Annotated in this window: 24 protein-coding genes; 10 read left to right on the forward strand and 14 right to left on the reverse strand. The window is 68.8% G+C overall.

The genetic code is table 11. The features are described 5' to 3' along the window. The first annotated feature begins 148 nt into the window (after positions 1-148). Positions 149-1,156, forward strand: coding sequence for an o-succinylbenzoate synthase (locus tag F6B43_RS07910; RefSeq protein ID WP_281349523.1), 1,008 nt, complete (start codon positions 149-151; stop codon positions 1,154-1,156). A 43-nt stretch (positions 1,157-1,199) separates the two neighbouring features. Here F6B43_RS07910 and F6B43_RS07915 read toward each other — a convergent pair whose 3' ends face one another. Continuing rightward, on the reverse strand, positions 1,200-1,820 hold the full coding sequence (locus F6B43_RS07915; RefSeq protein ID WP_246159848.1) for a TetR/AcrR family transcriptional regulator: 621 nt from the start codon (positions 1,818-1,820) through the stop codon (positions 1,200-1,202). A gap of 125 nt (positions 1,821-1,945) precedes the next feature. On the opposite strand from F6B43_RS07915, the gene F6B43_RS07920 reads away from it, so the two are divergent. Beyond that, positions 1,946-4,789 carry an MMPL family transporter gene (locus tag F6B43_RS07920; protein WP_150448249.1) on the forward strand — a complete coding sequence of 948 codons (2,844 nt, stop codon included), beginning with the start codon at positions 1,946-1,948 and terminating at the stop codon, positions 4,787-4,789. Continuing rightward, positions 4,786-6,792 carry a YhgE/Pip family protein gene (locus F6B43_RS07925; RefSeq protein ID WP_150448250.1) on the forward strand — a complete coding sequence of 669 codons (2,007 nt, stop codon included), beginning with the start codon at positions 4,786-4,788 and terminating at the stop codon, positions 6,790-6,792. Before F6B43_RS07920 ends, F6B43_RS07925 begins: the two co-directional genes overlap by 4 nt. A 162-nt stretch (positions 6,793-6,954) precedes the next feature. Here F6B43_RS07925 and ccsB read toward each other — a convergent pair whose 3' ends face one another. The 6 genes from ccsB to F6B43_RS07955 all read right to left on the reverse strand — a co-directional run bounded on the left by ccsB (position 6,955) and on the right by F6B43_RS07955 (position 12,449). Then, positions 6,955-8,055 carry a c-type cytochrome biogenesis protein CcsB gene (ccsB, locus tag F6B43_RS07930; protein ID WP_150448251.1) on the reverse strand — a complete coding sequence of 367 codons (1,101 nt, stop codon included), beginning with the start codon at positions 8,053-8,055 and terminating at the stop codon, positions 6,955-6,957. Between the two features lie 52 nt (positions 8,056-8,107). Then, entirely contained in the window at positions 8,108-9,847 is a 1,740-nt protein-coding gene (gene resB, locus F6B43_RS07935) for a cytochrome c biogenesis protein ResB (protein WP_150448252.1), read from the reverse strand. Then, positions 9,828-10,664: a cytochrome c biogenesis CcdA family protein gene (locus F6B43_RS07940; protein WP_150448253.1), complete on the reverse strand. Its 837-nt coding sequence runs from the start codon at positions 10,662-10,664 to the stop codon at positions 9,828-9,830. The genes resB and F6B43_RS07940 overlap by 20 nt, the downstream gene beginning before the upstream one ends. 100 nt (positions 10,665-10,764) lie before the next feature. Beyond that, positions 10,765-11,394 (reverse strand): TlpA family protein disulfide reductase, encoded by a 630-nt coding sequence (locus F6B43_RS07945; RefSeq protein ID WP_150448254.1) that lies wholly within the window; start codon positions 11,392-11,394, stop codon positions 10,765-10,767. Next, positions 11,394-12,023, reverse strand: coding sequence for a histidine phosphatase family protein (locus F6B43_RS07950; RefSeq protein WP_150448255.1), 630 nt, complete (start codon positions 12,021-12,023; stop codon positions 11,394-11,396). Before F6B43_RS07950 ends, F6B43_RS07945 begins: the two co-directional genes overlap by 1 nt. Before the next feature lie 42 nt (positions 12,024-12,065). Beyond that, positions 12,066-12,449, reverse strand: a complete 384-nt coding sequence (locus tag F6B43_RS07955; RefSeq protein ID WP_150448256.1) for a hypothetical protein — start codon at positions 12,447-12,449, stop codon at positions 12,066-12,068. A 57-nt stretch (positions 12,450-12,506) separates the two neighbouring features. Here F6B43_RS07955 and aspS point away from each other — a divergent pair, with 57 nt between their 5' ends. The 3 genes from aspS to F6B43_RS07970 all read left to right on the forward strand — a co-directional run bounded on the left by aspS (position 12,507) and on the right by F6B43_RS07970 (position 15,022). Then, the gene (gene aspS, locus F6B43_RS07960) at positions 12,507-13,850 is read left to right on the forward strand and encodes an aspartate--tRNA(Asn) ligase (RefSeq protein WP_150448257.1); all 1,344 of its coding nucleotides are present in this window, start codon (positions 12,507-12,509) and stop codon (positions 13,848-13,850) included. Positions 13,851-13,911: 61 nt separating this feature from the next. Continuing rightward, positions 13,912-14,682 carry a tyrosine-protein phosphatase gene (locus F6B43_RS07965; RefSeq protein ID WP_150448258.1) on the forward strand — a complete coding sequence of 257 codons (771 nt, stop codon included), beginning with the start codon at positions 13,912-13,914 and terminating at the stop codon, positions 14,680-14,682. A 157-nt stretch (positions 14,683-14,839) separates the two neighbouring features. Next, positions 14,840-15,022: a YegP family protein gene (locus tag F6B43_RS07970; RefSeq protein WP_150448259.1), complete on the forward strand. Its 183-nt coding sequence runs from the start codon at positions 14,840-14,842 to the stop codon at positions 15,020-15,022. Positions 15,023-15,025: 3 nt separating this feature from the next. Here F6B43_RS07970 and F6B43_RS07975 read toward each other — a convergent pair whose 3' ends face one another. From F6B43_RS07975 to F6B43_RS07995, 5 genes are all read right to left on the reverse strand, one after another. Beyond that, complete coding sequence (locus F6B43_RS07975; protein WP_150448260.1) at positions 15,026-15,328, reverse strand: Dabb family protein; 303 nt, start codon at positions 15,326-15,328, stop codon at positions 15,026-15,028. Then, a complete protein-coding gene (locus tag F6B43_RS07980; RefSeq protein WP_425486807.1) occupies positions 15,325-15,615 on the reverse strand; it encodes a glutaredoxin family protein in 291 nt (96 codons plus the stop codon). Before F6B43_RS07980 ends, F6B43_RS07975 begins: the two co-directional genes overlap by 4 nt. A gap of 30 nt (positions 15,616-15,645) precedes the next feature. Continuing rightward, on the reverse strand, positions 15,646-15,939 hold the full coding sequence (locus tag F6B43_RS07985; protein ID WP_150448262.1) for a rhodanese-like domain-containing protein: 294 nt from the start codon (positions 15,937-15,939) through the stop codon (positions 15,646-15,648). A 113-nt stretch (positions 15,940-16,052) separates the two neighbouring features. Next, positions 16,053-16,151 carry a 30S ribosomal protein bS22 gene (locus F6B43_RS07990; protein ID WP_003792170.1) on the reverse strand — a complete coding sequence of 33 codons (99 nt, stop codon included), beginning with the start codon at positions 16,149-16,151 and terminating at the stop codon, positions 16,053-16,055. A gap of 94 nt (positions 16,152-16,245) precedes the next feature. Next, positions 16,246-16,437 (reverse strand): helix-turn-helix domain-containing protein, encoded by a 192-nt coding sequence (locus tag F6B43_RS07995; RefSeq protein ID WP_150448263.1) that lies wholly within the window; start codon positions 16,435-16,437, stop codon positions 16,246-16,248. Between the two features lie 196 nt (positions 16,438-16,633). On the opposite strand from F6B43_RS07995, the gene F6B43_RS08000 reads away from it, so the two are divergent. Then, positions 16,634-16,996, forward strand: a complete 363-nt coding sequence (locus F6B43_RS08000; RefSeq protein ID WP_150448264.1) for a hypothetical protein — start codon at positions 16,634-16,636, stop codon at positions 16,994-16,996. 38 nt (positions 16,997-17,034) lie between these two features. Here F6B43_RS08000 and F6B43_RS08005 read toward each other — a convergent pair whose 3' ends face one another. After that, complete coding sequence (locus F6B43_RS08005; RefSeq protein ID WP_150448265.1) at positions 17,035-17,445, reverse strand: ArsR/SmtB family transcription factor; 411 nt, start codon at positions 17,443-17,445, stop codon at positions 17,035-17,037. A gap of 98 nt (positions 17,446-17,543) precedes the next feature. On the opposite strand from F6B43_RS08005, the gene F6B43_RS08010 reads away from it, so the two are divergent. Together F6B43_RS08010 and F6B43_RS08015 are read left to right on the forward strand one after the other, a co-directional pair. Continuing rightward, positions 17,544-18,986 (forward strand): TrkH family potassium uptake protein, encoded by a 1,443-nt coding sequence (locus F6B43_RS08010; protein ID WP_150448266.1) that lies wholly within the window; start codon positions 17,544-17,546, stop codon positions 18,984-18,986. Next, positions 18,979-19,650, forward strand: a complete 672-nt coding sequence (locus F6B43_RS08015; protein WP_150448267.1) for a potassium channel family protein — start codon at positions 18,979-18,981, stop codon at positions 19,648-19,650. The genes F6B43_RS08010 and F6B43_RS08015 overlap by 8 nt, the downstream gene beginning before the upstream one ends. Positions 19,651-19,668: 18 nt before the next feature. Here F6B43_RS08015 and F6B43_RS08020 read toward each other — a convergent pair whose 3' ends face one another. Continuing rightward, positions 19,669-20,502: a bacteriorhodopsin gene (locus F6B43_RS08020; RefSeq protein WP_150448268.1), complete on the reverse strand. Its 834-nt coding sequence runs from the start codon at positions 20,500-20,502 to the stop codon at positions 19,669-19,671. 140 nt (positions 20,503-20,642) lie between these two features. Between F6B43_RS08020 and F6B43_RS08025 the strand changes: the two genes are divergently transcribed. Continuing rightward, a complete protein-coding gene (locus F6B43_RS08025; protein WP_150448269.1) occupies positions 20,643-21,128 on the forward strand; it encodes a MarR family winged helix-turn-helix transcriptional regulator in 486 nt (161 codons plus the stop codon). Positions 21,129-21,132 lie beyond the last annotated feature (4 nt).

Consider the following 21,132-nt stretch of genomic DNA (forward strand, 5'->3'; position numbering starts at 1 on the left):
GTCGCCCTGACCGCCACGGCGTACATCTCGAAGGACGGACGGCGGTGAAGCCCGGATCTTGCGGCACGGGAGGCGACAGGCGTCACATCGATCCTCCCGAATGTTCGCGTCGGGCTTCATCCGGGCACACGGGAGGCATGATGGAGCCGTGAGCAAAGACGCCGGAGCAACCCACCCGTCCCTCGACGAGCTGCTCGCGACGGCTCACGTCGTTCGACTGCCGATGGCGACGCGGTTCCGCGGAGTGGACCACCGCGAGGCGATGCTGTTCGAGGGTCCGCACGGCTGGACCGAGTTCTCGCCGTTCCTCGAGTACCCCGACACCGAGGCCGCCGTCTGGCTGGCCGCCGCCATCGATTTCGGCTGGAGCCCCTCCCCGGCCGCGCTGCGCTCGTCGATCCCGGTGAACGCCACCGTCCCCGCGGTGGATGCGGCCGCGGTCGCCGACATCGTCGCCCGCTTCGACGGGTGCCGCACGGTGAAGATCAAGGTCGCCGAACCCGGTCAGCGCCTGGCCGACGACGTGGCGCGCGTGCGCGCCGCGCGCGCAGCCGTCGGCGTCGAGGGCCGCATCCGCGTCGACGCGAACGGCGGGTGGAACGTCGACGAGGCCGAGCACGCGATCCACGCGCTCTCGGAGTTCGACCTCGAATACGTCGAGCAGCCGTGCATGACGATCGACGAGCTGGCCGAGCTGCGCCGCCGCGTCAAGTACATGGGCATCCCGATCGCGGCCGATGAGAGCGTCCGCAAGGCCGACGACCCCCTCGCGGTGGCGCGGGCGGGCGCGGCCGATCTCCTCGTGATCAAGGCGCAGCCGCTCGGTGGGCTGCGCCGGGCCCTCGACATCGTCGCCTCCGCAGGTCTTCCCGCTGTGGTCTCCAGCGCCCTCGACACGTCGGTCGGGCTCTCGATGGGCGCCGCACTGGCCGCGGCGCTTCCTGAGCTCGACTACGACTGCGGGCTGGGTACGGCATCCCTCTTCACCGCCGACGTCGCCGCGCCGGGAATGGCGCCCGTCGGGGGGCGGATCCCCGTAGAACGCGTGACGCCGGATGCCGCGTCCCTTGCCGCGCTCGCCGCCCCCGCGGAGCGGAGGCAGTGGTGGATGGACCGCCTGACGCGCGCGCACATCGAGCTCTACGCGAGCCGCTGAGCCGGCTTCTCCGTCAGCGGAGGGGGCTCAGCCGACGGGCGCCTCAGCCGACGAGCGCCTCGGCGAGCGCGCGCATCCGGTCGCTGACCGCGGCGCACAGAGCCTCGTTGTCGAGCCCCATCATCACGGCCCGCTGAGACGCGGATTCCCACGTCATCAGGAAGAGCCTGGCCAACTCGTCGGCTGACATCCGAGGTGCAAGGCCGCTGCTGCGGGCGACGTCCTCGATGACCCGGGCCACCCGAGCACTCATCGCGTCCTCCCACGCCAGGTACGACGCAGACAGTGTCGCGTCGCGCAGCGAGTGGTTGCGGATCTCGCTGAGGATCAGCACGCCGAGGCGGTCGTCGGTCTCGAAATCCAGGAGGCGGCCGACGATCTCGGCGGGATGGGTGGGGCGATCCGTGGATGCTTCGAGCTCACGCAGCCTGGCTGTCACGGCCGAGAGCTTCTCGTTCGAGACCCGCGTAGCCAGCTCGAAGAACAGCTCGTCCTTCGACTCGAAGTTGGAATAGAAGGCGCCCCTGGTGAACCCCGCGCGTTCGCAGATCGCCTCGACGGATGCTGCGTCCAGGCCTTCCTCGGCGAAGACCTCGGCCGCAGCATCGAGCAGACGCTGCCGCGTGCGCTCTCTGCGCGCGGACGCCTGGATCACTTCGCTCACGGTCCGCTCCCGTCCGGTTCCATCCTCACACGCGACTCCCAGATTGGAGTCCTCGTCAGAGCCTAGGATACAGAACTGTATCGGATACATCGGTGTATCCAAACTCCCCGCTCACCGGAGGCACCGTGTCCACTCTGCTCTACAGCCTGGGTCGCTGGGCGTATCGCCGCCCGTGGCGGGTCATCTCGACGTGGGTGCTCCTGCTCATCCTGGCCGGGAGCGGAGCAGTGCTCTTCAGCTCCGGCACCGACAACGCATTCACGATTCCCGGCACCGAGTCCAGCGCGGGTATCGAGCAGCTGAACCGCACGTTCCCGCAGGCCAGCGGCACGAGCGCGCAGATCGTGGTGGTCGCTGCGGACGGGTCGGTCACCGACGAGGCGTACAAGCCCCAGATCGAGAAAGCCGTCACCGACCTCGGCGCGCTCGATCAGATGAGCGCGGTCACCGACCCCTTCGGCGAGAACATCCACGGGCTCGTGTCGGACGACGGCTCGGCGGCGATCGTGCGCATGCAGTTCGCCGGGCAGACCTCCGACATCACCGCCGCGACCAAGGCCGACCTGGCCTCCGTCACCGACGAGCTGAGCTCGAGCCTTCCCGCCGGCGCCAAGGTCGCGCTGGGCGGCGACCTGTACTCGCAATCCGTGCCGGGCGTGAGCATCACCGAGGCGATCGGCCTCCTGATCGCGCTGATGGTGCTCATCGTCACCTTCCGCTCCTTCGTCGTGGCCGGTCTCCCACTGATGACGGCGATCCTCGGTGTCGGACTGTCGATGGCCCTGATCCTCTTCTCGACGGCGTTCGCCACCATCTCGTCCACGACCCCGCTGCTCGCGCTCATGCTCGGGCTCGCGGTGGGGATCGACTACTCGCTGTTCATCATCGCCCGACATCAGGACCAGGTCCGCTCGGGCGTCGACCCGGAGGAGTCGGCCGCCCGCGCGACGGGCACCGCAGGATCGGCTGTCGTCTTCGCGGGGCTCACCGTGCTGATCGCCCTCATCGGCCTGTCGTTCGCCGGCATCCCGTTCCTCACCACGATGGGCATCGCGGCGTCCGCCGCAGTGCTCATCGCGGTGCTGGTCGCCGTCACCCTGACGCCCGCGTTCCTCGGCCTCGTGAAGGGCCGCGTACGCGGGTGGGCGCCGCGCCGGGCGCGCGCCCCGAAAGACGCGGGGAAGGATGCCGCAGCCACCCGCGCGCCGAAGGAACGCGTGCCGTTCTCGCGACGCTGGGTGCGGGGCGTGACGAAGCATCCCGTCGTCACGACAGTGTCGGTCGTACTCGGGCTGGGCATCGTCGCGATCCCCGCCCTGAGCCTGGGCCTGGCTCTCCCCAACGCCGGCATGCTGCCCGAAGACAATCAGGCGCGGCAGAGCTACGACCTCGTCACCGAGCACTTCGGTCCCGGATTCAACGGACCCCTCATCCTCACCGGCACGATCGTCACGAGCACCGACCCCGTGAAGCTGATGAACGACCTGGCCGACGAGATCGCGAAGGTGCCCGGCGTCGACACGATCGCTCTCGCGACGCCCAACCAGTCCGCCGACACCGGGATCATCCAGGTGATCCCCACCACGGCACCGGACTCGCCGGCCACCGCGCAGCTCGTCCGCGACCTGCGCGCCCAGCACGATCGGCTTCTCGCGGAGTACGGGGTCGACCTCAAGGTCACCGGCTTCACGGCCGTCGCGATCGACATCTCCGACAAGCTCGCTGCCGCCCTGATCCCGTTCGCGATCTTCGTCGTCGGCCTCTCGCTCATTCTGCTCACGATGGTCTTCCGCTCGGTGTGGGTGCCGATCAAGGCGACCGTGGGCTACCTGCTCTCGGTCTGTGCGGCGTTCGGCGTCGTCTCGGCCGTCTTCTCGTGGGGGTGGTTCGCGGGGCCGCTGCACGTCTCGTTCGTCGGTCCGATCATCAGCTTCATGCCGATCCTGCTGATGGGCGTGCTGTTCGGGCTCGCGATGGACTACGAGGTGTTCCTGGTCTCGCGTATGCGCGAGGACTATGTGCACCGCCGTCGTGACCACCCAGACGAGAGCGATCGCACCGCCGCGGTCGGTGCGATCGAGTCGGGCTTCGTCGGGTCGGCGCGCGTCGTGACGGCCGCCGCCGTCATCATGTTCGCGATCTTCGCCTCGTTCGTTCCGGAGGGCGATCAGAGCATCAAGCCCATCGCGCTGGGCCTCGCCGCCGGCGTGTTCTTCGACGCGTTCATCGTGCGGATGACGCTCGTTCCGGCCGTGATGAAGCTGCTCGGCGCGCACGCCTGGTGGATCCCACGTTGGCTCGACCGCGTGCTCCCCCACTTCGACATCGAGGGCTCCGCCGTCGAGCGCGAGCTCGCGATGGCCGACTGGCCGGAGCCCCGGACCACCGCCGCTGTCGTCGCCGCCGACCTGGCGCTGAGCGAGGGCGATGCGACGCTCTACCGCGACGTCGATCTGCGCGTCGAGCCCGGCGGCACGCTCGTCGTCACCTCGGATGATCCGCGCCGCACCCGTGCGCTCCTCCTCACGATCGCGGGGCGTGCCGCGCCGACCGACGGTCACCTCAAAGTCGCCGGGCACCTCCTCCCCGGCCGGTCCGCCTGGATCCGCTCGCACGTCGGCGTCGCCCTGCTCCAGGACGGCGTCGATCCGGTCGGCCCCCTCCGCAGGGCGCTGTCGGGGCGGGCGAGGATCGTGGTGATCGACGGGCTGGATGCTGCGACCTCCGGCGCCGTGCGCGACCAGGTCGCCGCGACGCTGCGGGATGCCGCCCCGGACGAACTGTTCGACGCCGACGCCGTGACGATCATCGCCTCGGCGGCCGACGCATCAGCGGCGCAGTCGCTGCTGGCCGAGGTGGGGCGCGTCAACGCGCCGGTATTGACTGTGGCCGCCGCCCCCGTCCGCCGCTCCCCCGCGGCTGTTTCTCCCGATTTTTCGACATCTTCTCCCTCCGAGGTGACGGCATGACTCTCCCGATCGAACGGGCCCGCTCACGGCGGCCGGTGACGTGGCTGACGCTCCTGGGCGTGCTCCTCCTCCCCGTCGTCGTGGGCGGCATCCTGGTGGCCGCGCTCTACAACCCTGTGGAGCGTCTGGGCGCGATGAACGCCGCGATCGTCAACGAAGACGTCCCCGTGACCGTGAACGGACAGCTCGCACCCCTCGGCCGCCAGCTGACGGCCGGCCTCGTCGAGGGCAGCGACGCGGCGCCGAGCAACCTCACCTGGACGATCTCGAACGCCGACGACGCGGCCACGGGCCTCGCCGACGGCACGTACACCTCCGTCATCACGATCCCGTCCGGCTTCTCGGCCGCCGCCACCTCGGTCGCGGACGGGGCCACGGCCACGCAGGCGACGATCTCGATCCAGAGCGCGCCCGACGCCCGCGTCGTCGACGACGCGATCACCGCGCAGATCGCGACGACGGCCTCGAACGTGTTCGGCCAAGAGCTGTCCAAGACCTACCTGAAGAACGTCTTCGTCGGGTTCTCGACGCTCTCCACCCAGCTCGGCCAGGCGGCCGACGGCGCGACACAGCTCGCGACGGGCGCCGCGTCCGCGGCGTCGGGAGCGGCGCAACTGCCGGGCGGCGTCTCGCAGCTCGCGACCGGCGCGGGCGGCCTCACTGACGGCGCCACAGCTCTCGCTTCCGGCGCAGACAAGCTCGCCGGCGGCCTCGACACCCTGGCGACGGGGGTCGGCTCGTCGTCCGCCGGTGCATCGTCGCTGGCGAGCGGCCTCAGCTCAGGCGCCGACACGCTGCAGTACGGCTCCGATACGACGAAACTCGTCCAGGCCGGGCAGGCGACTGCGGGCTACGTGTCGCAAGCGGCCGCCGACACGAAGAGCGTCGCGGTGTCTCTCGGCACCCTCTCCGCCCAGTGCACAGCGTCGGGGGCGACCCAGACGTTCTGCGACTCGCTGACCGCCACCGCCGCGACCGCAGGCTCGGCCGCCACAGCGGCCGGCACGGCCGACGCCATCGCGCCCGCCGTGGCCGCCGGCATCCCTCAGCTGACCGCCGGAGCGGCGGAAGGCATGCGTTCCGCGGCCACCGGCGCACAGCAGCTGGCCTCCGGTCTGACGCAGATCCAGGGCGGCACGACGCAATCCGCCGACGGCGCGCGTGGCCTCGCATCCGGCGCGACGCAGGTCGCGGTGGGGGCATCGCAGCTCGGCACCGGCGCCGCCACTCTGGCGACGGGCGCGCAGTCGCTCTCGGACGGGATCGCGCAGCTGGCGACCGGCACATCCGGCCTCGCCGACGGGCTCCACACCGCCGCCGCCTCTGTTCCGAACTACACGGACGCGCAGGCCACCAACCTGGCGTCGGTCGTGGCGGATCCGGTCGCCGCCAAGGGCATCGGCACCAACCTCTTCGGAGCATCCGCGATCCCCCTCCTCGCGATGCTCGCGCTGTGGTTCGGCGGATTGGGTTCGTTCATCGCGCTGCAGGCCGTCTCACGACGGGCCCTGACCTCGCGGCGGCCCTCCGCGCTCCTCGCGCTGCGCTCGCTCGCCCCGGCGGCCCTCATCGGGCTCGCCCAGGGACTCATGGTGGCCGGAGTCGTGCAGCTCGCAGCCTCGTACGACGCGGCGACGTGGGCGGTCTTCGCCGCCGTCTGCGCCGTCGCCGGCGTCGCGTTCGCCGCCGTCAACCAGGCGCTCGTGGCCGTCTTCGGCGGCGCGGGGCGCTGGATCTCAGGCCTGATCGGCGTGCTGGGGCTCGCGACGGGAGTCGTCTCCACGGTTCCGGGGGTGCTGTCGGCTGCGGCGGGGCTTCTGCCCACCTCGCCCGCCTACAACGGGATGCTCTCCGCGCTCACCTCCACCGGCGGTGTCGGCGCGGCGATCGTCGGGATGGTGGTCTGGGCGGCCCTCGCCCTCGTGGCGAGCACCCTGGCTGTGGCACGGCGGCGGACGGTCTCGGCGCGGACGCTGCTGACGGCATCCCCGCTCCCGGCCTGACGCGTTCGGCCGCCACCGGGTCGTTCGCGCGCAGAGCGATTCGTCGATCGAGCGGCGAGCGCGGGCGAGCGCGCCGAGATCCACCGGACCGACGCGCTACGCGGGGCCTTGATTCTCGATACGCTCGCGGCTCGCGCCACGATCACCGCAGCGGGGTGCGAGTCAGCTCAGGCCGGAGTAGACGTGCAGGCCCTTGAAGAACAGGTTCACGATCGTGAAGTTGAACATCACGGCGGAGAAGCCGATGATCGACAGCCACGCCGAGCGGGTGCCGCGCCAGCCGCGCGTCGCGCGGGCGTGGATGTAGCCGGCGTAGAGCACCCAGATCACGAAGGTCCAGACTTCCTTCGTGTCGAAGCCCCAGTAGCGGCCCCACGCGTCGTTGGCCCAGATCGAACCGGCGATGAGCGTGAAGGTCCAGAAGATGAACCCGAGGATCGCGAAGCGGTAGGCCAGCGACTCCAGGGCGTCGGCCGACGGCAGCGCGCGCAGGAAGCGCGGGCCGGTCTTTGTGAGGCCCGCGCCCTGCTTCGCACCCGAGGCGGATGCCGCGGCCACCACGCGCGCCTCGCGGCGTGCCTGCATGAGCTGGATCACCGAGAGTGCGAACGCGAGGGCGAACAGCGCCGTCGCGAGCGAAGCGACGAAGACGTGCACGACGAGCCAGATCGACTTCAGCGGGTCGGCCAGCGGAGTGACCTCGACGTAGAAGGCCATGGTCGCGCCGCCGAGGAGCAGCACGACCAGGCCGGTGATGAACGACCCGAGGAAGCGCAGGTCGTAGCGGAACAGCACGACCAGGTACACCCCGACGATGAGCATCGTTCCGGTGAGCGAGAACTCGTACATGTTGGACCACGGGACGCGTCCGGACGCGATGCCGCGGGTGACGTCGCCGGCGACGTGGAACAAGAACGCCAGCACGGTCAGGGCCGTGCCGATGCGCGCCCAGATCAGACGAGGGCGCCGGCTCGGGGGTGCGTTCAGCGCCGCGTCGGCGGCGCGCTCCTCGGCGTGCAGCTCGTCGACCGAGCCATCTGACGCGACCGAATTCGCACCGGCAGCCCCCACAGCGGCGCCGACGGTCTCTCGGACGCGCACGCGTGCCGCATCCGCCCGCACCCCCCGCGCGTCGACGGCGAGCGCGGACCGCGTGGCGAGGTCGACGGCGTAGGCGATGAACGCGAGCGCGTAGATCGCGATCGCCGTCCAGACCAGCAGCACCGACACCGAGTCGAGTGTGAGGATGTCGGTTTCGGGCATGCCTCAAGTCTACGCGGGGCGCGGATGCTGCGCCCCGGCCGGATCGAGTCCGTCAGCGCTGCGCGCGCAGCGCCGCCTCGAGCGCGTCGCCGTGCCGCTGCGCGACCTGTTCGACCGCCGCGCCCAGCGTCGGATCCTCGCCCCGGGCGAGTCCGGCGTACTCGATCCGGACCGTGCTGCCGTCGCGGGTCGCCTTGACCCACATGCGCCGGCGCGGCACGAACAGCGCGGCCATCAGGCCGAGCAGTGCGATGACCGCGAAGGCCAGCACCCAGGGCGCGGCGACGTCGCGGTGCACCGACAGCGACACGAAGCGCTTGACCGATCCGTCGTACCCCTTGGCCCCGGCGGGCGATTCGTTGTCGAACGTGATCGTGCCGTAGCCGTCCGGCAGATCCGCCGTCTCCCCCGGGGCGAGCTGGATCGAATCGACGCCCGTCGTGCCGCCGGTCAGCTGGGTCATCCCGGTCGGGTCGAGCGTGTAGACCGATCGCGGCGTGCCGTCGTTGATCCCGAGGTCGCCCGAGTACACGTTGAGCGTCACGACCGGGTTGATCAGCGCGGGGTACCGCGAGGTGAACGCACCGCTCTCGAGCTGGGCCTGGGTCGGATAGAAGAAGCCGACCAGTCCGAGCTGCTCGGGCAGCCCGTCGGCGACCTTGATCACGCCGACCGAGGTCATGTTCTTGTCCTGCGGGAGGAAGGGCACCGACTCGTCGTAGATCACGTCGCCGGCGGCATTGCGGATCGTGATCGTCGGCGCGTAGCCGTTGCCCATCAGGTACACGCGATCGCCGGCGATGTCGAGCGGATGGTTCACCCGCACCTCGCCGGTCTGCGCGGGCTCTCCGGACAGCTGCGTGGTCAGATGCGCGACGAAGTCGCCCGCCTGCCCCTCGCCCTTCGTGCCGGCCGGCTGGTAATTGATCGAGAACTTGTCGAGCGTGAGCCCGTAGGGCGTGAGCTGCTCGGGATCCACGAACCGGCCGGGGTTGAACGAGGTGTAGTCGAGCATGGTGTTGACGAAGGTGCGCCCCTCGATGATCACGCCCTGGCCCGTGTAGGTGAAGCCGCCGCCCACCGCGACGGCGAGCAGCACGCCGATCAGCGCCGTGTGGAAGACGAGGTTTCCCGTCTCTCGGATGTACCCGCGCTCAGCCGAGACCGACAGCACGCCGCGCGAGTCGTAGCGCTCCACCCGGTACCCGGCCCGCTTCAGCTGGGTCTCGGCCAGGCCGATCGCCAGGTCGGCGGTGGCCGCGGCATCCTGACCCGGCACGATCTCGACGAGGGACTCGGTGTGGTCGTCCAGTCGCGCGAGGCGGGCGGGCGTGCGCGGTGGGCGCGCGCGCAGCGCCTTCCAGTGGTGCTGAGTGCGCGGGATCACGCAGCCGATGAGCGAGATGAACAGCAGGATGTAGATCGCCGAGAACCACGCCGACGAATAGACGTCGAAGAGCTGAAGCTTGTCGAGCACCGGCGCGAGGTCGGGGTTGCTCGCGAAGTACTGCGTGACGCCGTTGGGGTCGGCGCTGCGCTGCGGCACGATGGATCCGGGTACCGCGGCGATTGCGAGCAGGAGCAGCAGCACGAGCGCGGTGCGCATGCTCGTGAGCTGCCGCCACCCCCAGCGCAGCCAACCGACGAGACCGAGCTTCGGCGAGATGATGTCGTCGGATGCCGGAGCATCCACCGCGACGCCGTCGACGTGATCGGACGGGCGGAGCGGCTCGCTGCCGTCATCCGCCTCGGACGCGCCGCGCGCGTCGGCGTCAGAGCGGGAGTGGGACATTGCCGACCACCCCCTGCAGCTGCGCCATCATCGTGGTCCAGACGCCGGTGACCATGAGCACACCGAGGCCGACCAGTAGCGCTCCGCCGATGAGGTTCACCGTGCGGATGTGGCGGCGAAGGAACGTCACGGACCGAGAGGCCCAGCCGAAGCCGAGTGTGAGGAGGATGAACGGGATGCCCAGCCCCAGTGAATACGCGAGCCCGAGGAGAGCGGCACGGCCCGGATCGCCGAGATTCCACGACACCGAGATGATCGCCCCCAGCGTCGGGCCGATGCACGGCGTCCACCCGATGCCGAGCGCGAGCCCCAGGAGCGGAGCGCCGATGAGCCCCACATTCGAGCGCACCTGCGGGTGCACCGTGCGCTGGGCGAGCCCGAACACGCCGATGAACACCAGTCCGAGCAGGATGACGACGACACCGAGCACCCGCGTGATGACGTCGGCGTACTGGAGGAAGAACCGGCCGAGCGTCCCGCCGAGGATCGTCACGGCCATGAACACCACGGTGAATCCGGCGATGAACAGCAGCACGCCGAGCAGGAGGCGGCCGCGGCCGGGCGCGACCTCGACGGGAGGAACGTCGGTCGAGGTGAGCACGGTTGCCGCCCGATCGTCCGAGTCACGGACGGATGCCGGCATCCCGCGACGAGCGTTCACCCGCGGTCGTGGAGCCACGGCCCCGCCGATGAACCCCAGGTAGCCCGGAACGAGCGGCAGCACGCACGGAGACAGGAACGACAGCAGCCCGGCGGCGAGCGCGAGCGGCACCGCCACCCAGAGCGCCCCGCCGGCGACGATCGCGTCGAGGTTCATCGGACCGCCCCGGTCGGAGAATCGGGCTTCGGTCGGAGGATTTCGGCGGAATCCTCCGACATTCGGCTGATTCTCCGACGAACGGATGCCGCGCCCGCGGTCACTGTGCGTCCAAGGCGTCTTGGACGAGCGTCTGCAGGATCGACGCGTCCTCCAGCTGACCGATCACACGAGCGGCGACCCGGCCCTGTTTGTCGATGACGAGCGTGGTCGGCGTCGCGTTGAGCGAGGTCGCGTCGGCGAACGCGAGCTTGATGGCGCCGTCGGTGGCCGCGATGAGACTCGGGTAGGTGATGCCGTAGTCGCTCGCGAACGCCGCGGCCGTCTCGGGCGAATCGCTCGTGTTGACGCCGAGGAACGAGACCGGCTTGCCCGTGAACGCCGCATACGCCTTCTCGAGCTGCGGCGCCTCCGCACGGCAGGGCCCGCATGCGGCGTACCAGAAGTTCACGACGAGCACGTCGCCGGCGTAGTCGTCGCTCGCGACGACGACTCCCGACTCTGTCTTCCCCTGGAAGACCACCGGCGCTCCGCGGTCTGCGCTGGCGATCTCTTTGACCTGGAACCCGTTGGCGGCGATGAAGCCCTTGTTGTCGCCCGCCTTGTACTGCTCGGCGAGCGGATCGTTCGCGCAGGCCGAAAGCCCCACGACCAGTCCGATCGCGAGGATCGCGGATGCAGCGCGCCAGCGCCGGCGCTGCCTCGCGGTTCGCGGACCCGACGACGGCATCAGACCGCTCCCACATCGATCGAGCCGGATGTGGCCGCCGGCTCGGCGTAGCCGACCTCGGTCCACTTTCCGTCGCGACGCTCGAAGCTCGTGACGCTGGACAGCCCGCAGCGGCGCTGGCGCGGGTCGTGGCGCGCGGGAAGTCCCGCAACCGACAGATGCGTCACCCAGATCGGGAGCTGGTGCGAGACGACGACGACGTCGCCCGAGGGGGCCCGATTCCAGGCATCCGTCATCGCCGCGTCCATCCGGCCGATGATCTGCGCGTACGGCTCGCCCCAGCTGGGGATCGCGGGACGCGCGAGATACCGCCAGTTGAGCGGGTTCAGCAGTGCGCGCTTCATGCGCTTGCCCTCGAAGACGTTGGTCGGCTCGATGACCCGCTCATCGATGACCGGGTCGATCCCGAACAGTGAGGTGAACGGCTCCGCCGACTCGCGCGTGCGCTGCAGTGGAGACACGACGATCGATGACACCGGCCGCGCGAGGGCATGGACGTACTCGGCGGCGTCCCTCGCCATCCGACGGCCGTCGGCGCTGAGGCGGAAGTCCGGCAGCCGCCCGTACAGCACGCGGCCGGGGTTGTGGACCTCGCCGTGGCGCACGAGGTGGAGGCGATCGGCGGGCACGCATCCAGTCTACGGCGGGCTGATCTGAGGACGGGCTGAGCGTCAGCCGACCGGTCCGCCGGCGGAGGCGAGCGCCGCACCGAGGAACCACGCGCCGACCACCAGCGGCGAGCCGGCCAGTGGCACCCAGAAGGCGATGCGGCGCTTGGCCATCAGGATGATCGCGACGACCACCGTGGCGACGAACACGATCCACGGCAGCCCCATCGCGACCAGGACGCCGAAGGCGATGAGGCCGTTGTTGCAGTTCGTCGATCCGCACGGGTCCGATGCCATGACTAGGAACGCTCCGAACACCGAGACGGCGAAAGAGACGAACGCGAGCGCCGTCAGGAGGATCGACGTCACCACGACGTCCCACACGATGAGCGGCTTGCGCCCGGGGCGCCGCAGAGACGGGCGCGGGTGGTCGGGCGGCATCGTCACCCGCTCATCGTAGGCCGCCGATCGTCGAGCCCGGCAGCCCCCGTAGACTGAACCCTCGTGAGTGAGCGCGTAGTGATCGACCAGCTGCAATCCCTTCCCGACGGACCCGTCTCGGTGTCGGGGTGGGTCGAGACGGTGCGCGACCAGAAGAAGGTCCAGTTCGTCATCCTCCGCGACGAGACCGGCGCCGTCCAGCTCGTGAACCCCGCGACCCGCCCCGTCGCCGACTCGCCCGACCCGCAGGACGCCGACGCGCTCGCACTGACCGACACCATCTCGGCTCTCGCGACCGGCACGTTCCTGACGGTCACCGGCGAGCTCAAGCACGACGAGCGCGTGAAGCTCGGCGGCGTCGAGGTGAAGATCGGCGCTCTCGAGATCGCCGGGGCCGCCCTCGCCGAGACGCCCATCGCCGCAGACAGCGGCCTCGACAAGCGGATGGACTGGCGGTTCCTCGATCTGCGCCAGCGCCGCAACAACCTCATCTTCCGCGTCGCCACCACCCTCGAGCACGCGATGCGCACGTGGTGGATCGAGCGCGACTACATCGAGATCCACTCCCCCAAGCTCATGTCGAGCCCCTCGGAGTCCAACGCCGAGCTGTTCTCGCTCGAGTATTTCGGCGACCAGACGGCCTACCTCGCACAGAGCCCCCAGCACTACAAGCAGATGGCGCAGGCCGCCGGCTTCGGCAAGATCTTCGAGATCGGCGACGTGTACCGCGCCGATCCCAGCTTCACGAGTCGCCACGCCACCGAGTTCACCAGCATCGACGCCGAGATCAGCTGGATCGATTCGCATGAAGACGTCGCGACCATGCAGGAGGAGCTGCTGGCGGCCGCGATCTCGGCGGTGAAAGCAAAGCACGGCGCCGAGATCGAGGAACTCTTCGGCGTCGAGGTGATCGTCCCCTCGCTCCCCTTCCCGCGGATCCCGCTCGCCGAGGCGCGCGACATCGTGGCGGCCCGAGGTCACGTGACCCAGCGCACCGACGGCGACCTCGAGCCCGAGGGCGAACGCCAGGTCTCGGCACACGTGAAAGAGACCTTCGACCACGATTTCGTCTTCGTGACCGATTACCCCTTCGAGATCCGGCCGTTCTATCACATGAAGGATGCCGCGACCGGCCTCACCAAGAGCTACGACCTGTTGTACAAGGGCGTCGAGATCACCACCGGAGCTCAACGCGAGCACCGCATCGAGGTCCTCGAGGCGCAGGCGGTGGAGAAGGGGCTCGCGCTCGGAGGTCTGGAGCACTACCTCGACTTCTTCCGCTACGGCGTGCCTCCGCACGGCGGCTTCGGCATGGGCCAAGCGCGCCTGCTGATGCTCCTGCTCGGCGAGTCGTCGATCCGCGAGGTCACGTTCCTGTTCCGCGGGCCGACCCGTCTGGCGCCGTAAGCGCGATCGAAACCATAACGGCCGATTCGCACCAGAGCGTAACTGCGCTTAGGCTCGGTGCGTGACGACTCGCAGACTCGATGGCACATTCAACTTCCGAGATGTCGGTGGACTCCCTCTCAAGGGGGGCGGCACGACACGTTCCGGCATCCTGTACCGGTCGGACGCGCTCGGCAATCTGACGGCGAGAGGGGTCGAACAACTCGCTGCGAGCGACATCGGTGTCGTGGTCGACTTCCGCACCCCGATGGAGCGTCGGCTGGCCCCTGATCGCCTGCCGACGTCGCGACCGCTCCAGTCGGTCGTGCTGCCGCTGCTGGAGGGCACATTCAACGACACGGCTCAGCAGGCCGCCAATGACGCGCTCGAGGGCCGTGCGAACGCAGCCCTCCCCTCCGACGCCGTCGCAGACACGATGGCACAGCTCCCGACACTCGGCGAGGTCTACGTGAGGATGCTCGAGCACGGCGCCTCTTCCTTCGCGGGCGCCGCCCGGCTGGTGGCCGCGGTCAGTGCCGGGCGGCGCTCCGCCGTTCTGGTGCATTGCTCCGCGGGCAAGGATCGCACCGGAGTCGCGACGGCGATCCTGCTCGACGCCATCGGGGTGACGCGTGACGCCGTCGTGGCCGATTATGCCGCGAGCGAGAAGCGCCTCGCGGGCACGTGGTCCGAGGGGGTGTACGGCCAGTTACGCCAGATGGGAGTGCCTCTCACTGCTCACGTCAAGGACCTCATCTCGACGACCCCCCCCCGGCCGCGATCGAGGAGGCGTTCGCATGGGTCGAAGATCACGCGGGCGGGTCGGCGGAGTATCTGCGCGCAGGCGGGCTGACGGATTCCGATCTCATCGCACTGCGCACCGTCCTCACGGCGTAGCACGCCTCTCACCGCTCCATTGCCTCCGCACCGGGACCGCCGCTAGCGTGAGCCGAGGGCATTGGGGCCCCGACCGGCAGCGGTCGGTCGACCGGGTGGGAAAGGGAACGGACATGGCTGGCAAATTCGAACTGTGGGTCGACAAGGGTGGCGACTGGCGCTTCAACCTCAAAGCATCCAACGGCCAGGTCATCGCGACCAGTCAGGGATACTCCTCGAAAGCGAGCGCGATCGGCGGCATCGAGTCCGTCAAGAGCAACGCCCCCGGAGCCGAGACCGTCGAGATCGAGAAGTAGCCGCTAGAGCGGCAGATCGATCGCCGCTCGCTCGGACGTGACCTCGCGTACGAAGCCCACGACCTTCTGATGCGCGGGGTGCTCGATGTACCGTTCGAGCGCAGCGGTGTCGGCGAAGTCGGCCACGAGAGCGACGTCCCAGTTGGTGCCGGGAAACGCCACATTGGGGCGCACCTGGATGCTCTCGATCTCATCGATCACGTCGGCGAGCCCTTCGAGTTGCTGCGTCATCTCTTCGGCGTGCACCGCCCGGGTGTCGGCGTCGTCGGCGGCCAGGCGCCAGAGAACGATGTGGCGGATGCTCACGAACGCACCTCCGCCCGATCGCTCGCGGTCAGAATCGCACCGCGCAGGCCCTCGGAGGAGACACGCCAGTGAGCGTGCAGGTCTTCGTCTATGAGCACGACGGGGATCTTCTCCCACCACAGCTCGTAGAGAGCGGGGTCGTCGAGGATCGACAGCTCGGTGATATCGACACGATCGGCGACGTGATCAGGCAGGTCGGCGACGACACGCTCGACGATGTCATGCGCGACATCGCACAGGTGGCAATCGGGTTTGCCGATGACGGTCAAGGAGATTCGCGAAGTCACGGTTCTCATCCTAGGGATGACCGGTGACACTCAGACTTCGACGGGGTAGCCGGCTGCGACCCAGCCGGCTGTTCCGCCCACGACGTTCGTCGCGTCGTGACCCCGCGCTTCGAGCGCCTCGACCACTCGGGCCGACCTGCCGCCGATTTCGCAGACCACGTCGAACGCGCCGTCCGGCAGCTCGTCGAGGTGCTCGCCGATGCTCGACATCGGCAGGTTGACGGCGCCCGGTATGTGCCCGGCCTCGAATTCGTGGCTTTCGCGCACGTCGATGAGCGGCACGCCGACGCGCTCGCGCAGCTGCTGGACCGTGATCGTGTTCATCGGAATCCTCCTCGGGCGGTGCCGGATGCGTGCCTGTCGTGTCCTGCGATGGCGTCCCGCGTGGGATGCACGAAGCGCCCGTCCGGTGGACAGGCGCTCGGTGTTCGCTGCCGCTACTTCTTGTTGCGGCGCTGGTGGCGAGTCTTGCGAAGCAGTTTGCGGTGCTTCTTCTTCGCCATGCGCTTGCGGCGCTTCTTGATGACTGAACCCACGGAAAACCTCACTACGTCGGGGGTTGGGCCGGAGAATCGCTCAGCGATCCGGGACCCAGGAAAAAGGCAGATGCGGAATATGCCTGGGGACAGTCTAGCCGACGTCGGCGATCGGCCGTTGCAGAGCCTCGGACACCGCCGCTTCGGGTACCCGATAGCTTCGCCCGAAGCGCACCGCGGGCAGTTCGCCCGAGTGCACGAGCCGGTAGACGGTCATCTTCGAGACGCGCATGAGCTCGGCGACCTCGGCCACCGTCAGAAACCGAACTTCAGCCAGCTCTGTCATTTCTCCCCTTGCGATGCGAGCGCACTGCGCGACGCACGATTTCCCCAGATATCGGCAGACACACTCTATGGGCCGCACGCAACGCGTGTAAACCCGTGGGGCTGATGGGAAAGCATGCCACGGCTGGTACTCGATTCCCAGCGGCCCCATAGCCCCGGCCCGATGACCCCACAGCATCGTGTCGCCTAATGCAGGCATGACCGATCAGCCGTATCCTGCCGCTCCGCACGACCAGCCGCAGACCACGGCTCCGCCCACCCCGCCCGCACGCGGCGGAAGCCACGTGGGTCTGATCATCGGGAGCATCGTCGGAGGCGTCCTGCTGCTCGGACTCACGTTCGGCGGCGGCGCCGTCGTCGGGTGGGCCATCGCCACGCACCATGTGGGACACGTCGCCTCCGCCTCACACCAGACGATGACGGGGCCTCAGGGGCGCGACGACGTCCGGGAGCGGCCCGAGCAGCGCCAGAACAGGCACGGGCAGACACCTCGGCATCCGAACGGGAATCCGAATCCGAACGAGACGCCTTCCACGCCGACCCCTGCTCCGACCCTCTGAGCTCTCCCCGAGCGCCACGCGCGCTCCGGCGAGGCGGCTCAGCGACCGGGGAGCTTCTTCAGGGCGTTCGCGACCACGTGCTTGGCGGATGCCGCGGCCCGGCCGACCACCTCGGCGGTGTGGGCGGCGGAATCCGACAGGATCGAGCTCGCCCCCGCATCCTCGGTGTCGGTGTCGTCGCTGAGGAAGGGCACGATCCAGTCGTCGACCTCGTCCAGCGGCGCGGCGGAAAGGCTGTAGTAGCGGTGCTGCCCCTCTTCGCGCACCGACACCAGCTCGGCGTCGCGCAGAACCTTGAGATGCTTCGACACGGTCGGCTGGCTCACCCCGAGCTCTTGCACGATGTGCGACACGCTCGTGCCCCGCTGACCGGTGGTCGCGCGATCCAGGAGAAGCTGCAGGATCTCGCGACGGGTACCGTCCGCGATCACGTCGAAGATGTCCGCCATGTGTTTAGGTTAGTCGCGCGCCCGCCGCAGTACCATGACAGGGCTCGGACCGGCGGAGGTCCGCCGAGCAGGCGGAGCGAACCGGAAGGGGTCTGCGGATGGCGGCGAGCCCCGGTGGCCCCCGGCGTTCCCGCTCGGTCCGCGCCTGGCTCGCCGACGCGTTCGACGCGTTCCGGGATCTGACGACAGCATCCCCCGCTCGTTTCGCCGTCGGGGTGTTCATCATCCTGATCCTGCTCTTCACCGCGCTGTTCTCGCTGCCTGCCGCCACCGCCAGCGGCGAGCGCGCACCGTTTGCGGATGCGCTGTTCACCGCGGTGTCGACGATCTGCGTCACCGGGCTCTCGACCGTCGACATGGGCACCTACTGGTCGCCGCTCGGCCAGGTGTTCGTGTTCATCGGCGTGCAGGTCGGCGCGATGGGCGTGCTCACGCTCGCCTCGATCCTCGGCCTCATCATCTCGAAGCGGCTGGGGCTGCGCGCCAAGCTCATCGCAGCGGGCGACACGAATCCACTGCGCGCGCACGGGGGCCCCGTCAACGAAGGGCAGACCGTCCGGCTCGGAGAGGTCGGCCAACTGCTGATCACGGTGGCCCTCTCGACCCTCGTGATCGAGTTCGGGCTCGCCGTTCTCCTGTACCCGTCGCTCATCATCGGCGGCGTCTCACCGCTGCTGGCGCTGTGGGAGGCGCCCTTCTACGCGGCAATGGCGTTCACCAACACCGGGTTCAGTCCGAATGCGGGCGGTCTCGCACCGTTCGCGACCGACTACTTCATGCTCGCGGTGCTCATGGTCGGCGTGTTCCTCGGGTCGATCGGCTTCCCGGTCATCTACACGCTGTCGCGCCACTACTGGCACGTGCGCCGCTGGTCGCTTCACGCCAAGCTCACCCTGATCACGACGATCGTGCTGTTCGTCGCGGGGGCGTGCGCGTTCCTCCTCCTGGAGTTCAACAACCCGAAGACCTTCGGCAGCATGAACGCGTGGGACACGGTCTTCCAGTCGTTCTTCCTGTCTGCGATGACTCGGTCCGGCGGCTTCTCCGTCATCGACATCGGCGATCTGAACGGGTCGTCGCTCGTCGTCGGATCGATGCTGATGTTCGTCGGGGGCGGTTCGGCCTCGACCGCCGGCGGCATCAAGGTCACGACCCTGGCCGTGCTCGCCCTCGCCGTGTTCTCGGAGGCGAAGGGCCGCCCGTCCGTCGAGGCGTTCGGACGCCGGATCCCCAGCGACGTGCAGCGCGTCGCGCTCTCGGTCGTGGCGTGGGGGGCGACGATCGTCGCCCTCTCCACGATCACGATCGCCCAGATCTCGCAGCGCCCGATCGAAATGGTGCTCTTCGACGTCATCTCGGGGTTCGCGACGGTGGGCCTGTCGACAGGGCTGACGGCGGAGCTCACCGATCCGGCGATCTACGTCATGGCTCTGACGATGTTCATGGGCCGCGTTGGTACTGTGACTCTGGCCGCGGCGGTCGCCGCGTCCTCCCGTTCCCAGCTGTACTCGCTGCCGGTGGAAAGGCCGATCGTTGGTTGAGCAGATCCGCGGCGATGCGCCGGTCCTGGTCATCGGTCTCGGCCGGTTCGGCGCGGCATGCGCCGGGGAGCTCGACCGGCTCGACCGTGATGTCCTCGCCATCGACGAGAGCCTCGATCTCGTGCAGAAGTGGTCGGAGCGTGTCACCCACGCCGTCCAGGCCGACGCGAAGAACATCGACGCGCTGAAGCAGATCGGCGCCGCCGACTTCCAGGTCGCGGTGGTCGCGGTCGGCTCCTCGATCGAGGCGTCCGTGCTCATCACGGCGAACCTCGTCGACCTCAAGGTGCCGCAGATCTGGGCGAAGGCGGTGTCGCAGTCGCACGGCAAGATCCTGGCGCGGGTGGGCGCCAATCACGTGATCTACCCCGAGCGGGAGGCCGGCGAGCGCGTCGCTCACCTGGTGAGCGGCCGGATGCTGGACTTCATCCGCTTCGACGACGACTTCGTGCTGGCGAAGATGTACCCGCCGAAGTTCATCCGCGGCCGAGGGCTCATGGAATCCGGTGTGCGCACCAAGTTCAATGTGACGGTGGTGGGTGTCAAGAGCCCCGGCAAGCCGTTCCGCTACGCGGAGGCCGACACCGTCGTCACCAACCACGACCTGATCATCGTGTCGGGTACGAACGTCGACATCGAGCGCTTCGCCGCCCTCGATCGCTGACCGAGGGCGGCGTCGGCCTCAGGCCGCCTTGTCCAGGTCCGCCACCCTGCGCACCGAGCCGACGAGCGGGCGCTCGTGCTCGGCGAACTTCGGATCTTCGAGCCACGACTTCGTCTTGGCCACCTGGTAGATGAGCAGGCCGTACACGGCCTTGGCGACGATGTCGGCGATCGAGTAGCCGACCTGCTTCCACACCCAGCCGTCGGCGCCGAGGTCGAGCGCGGGCAGGAGGTATGCGATCGGATACACGCCCCAGCTCAAGACAAGGAGGAAGCGGAGGCGGCTGAGCGTGCCGCGCACCGCCTCGGGCTGAAGCGCGAGCGACTTGCTCAGCTGGACGAAAAGGACGTACAGGATGAACAGGAAGGGGATCGTCGAAAGGATGCCGAACACGGTCCGCACGACGAGGTCGCCGCTCACTTCGCCCGGGTAGCCCAGGGCGATCATGAGGATCGACGCCGGTACGAGCTGGAGGAGCAGACGGTTCTGCATCGCCCGGGCCAACGCCAGCACGGCGACCAACTCGACCAGCAGGAGCGGAACGGTCAGGAGCCAGTCCACGTAGCGGTAGCCCTCGTTGAACGCCACTCCCACGGCTTGGGTGTACTCGCCGGTGCCACCCACGGAGTCGGTCGTGAAGGCTGCGGTGAACGAGTCGAAGATGCGGAAGTAGTGGTAGGCGGCGATCCCGCAGACGATCAGGGCGACCGTCACGGCAGGGCGATACCGCGCCAGAACGCGCGGAAGCGAGACGACCAGGAAGATCGCCGTGAAAAGCTGTGCGGCGATCACCAGCGAGAGCGCGTTGTACACCGTGGCGAACTGCCCCGCGGTCAGGAGATCGGGAATCACGTCATGCTCCTTTGTCACTGTGTCGCGGGATCGGACGACCCGCAGTAGTAAAGGTACTATACAACTTAGTAACTCAGTTATCTCTTGTCACAGATGTTGTTTCAGCAGCCCAGGTAAGCTTGCGATCTGGCGAGGTGGACATGACGGATCTTGAAGCGAGGTCGCATCGACTCGATGCGTTTCCTGCGGCGGCGGTTCGCTTCTCGCGCGCGCTCGACCGCAATCGCGAACGCATCGCCGAAGAAGAAGGCCTCTCGGCGAGCGAACTGCGCGCTCTGTTCTACATCGGGGAGCACATCAGCGTGACCCCCAAACAGCTCGCCGAACACATGCACGTGACGACCGCCGCCATCACTTTCATCTCACGTCGCCTCGTCGAGGGCGATCTGCTGCACCGAGTCGATCATCCGGACGATCGGCGGAGCATCTTCCTCGAGCTGACACCCCGCGCACACGCGGTGATGGAGCGCATCCACGCCGACTTCAACACCATGGTCTCGAGCGCGACCGCTCACCTCGACCCGAGCCAAGTCGAGGAGTTCACCGGCTACCTGAGTTCGGTCGCCGCGGCGATCGCCGAGCACACCGCGCTCATCGCGCGAGCCAGGACCTCCGAGGACTTCTGACCCG

It is taken from the genome of Microbacterium rhizomatis, from assembly GCF_008710745.1.
Lineage (GTDB): Bacteria > Actinomycetota > Actinomycetes > Actinomycetales > Microbacteriaceae > Microbacterium > Microbacterium rhizomatis.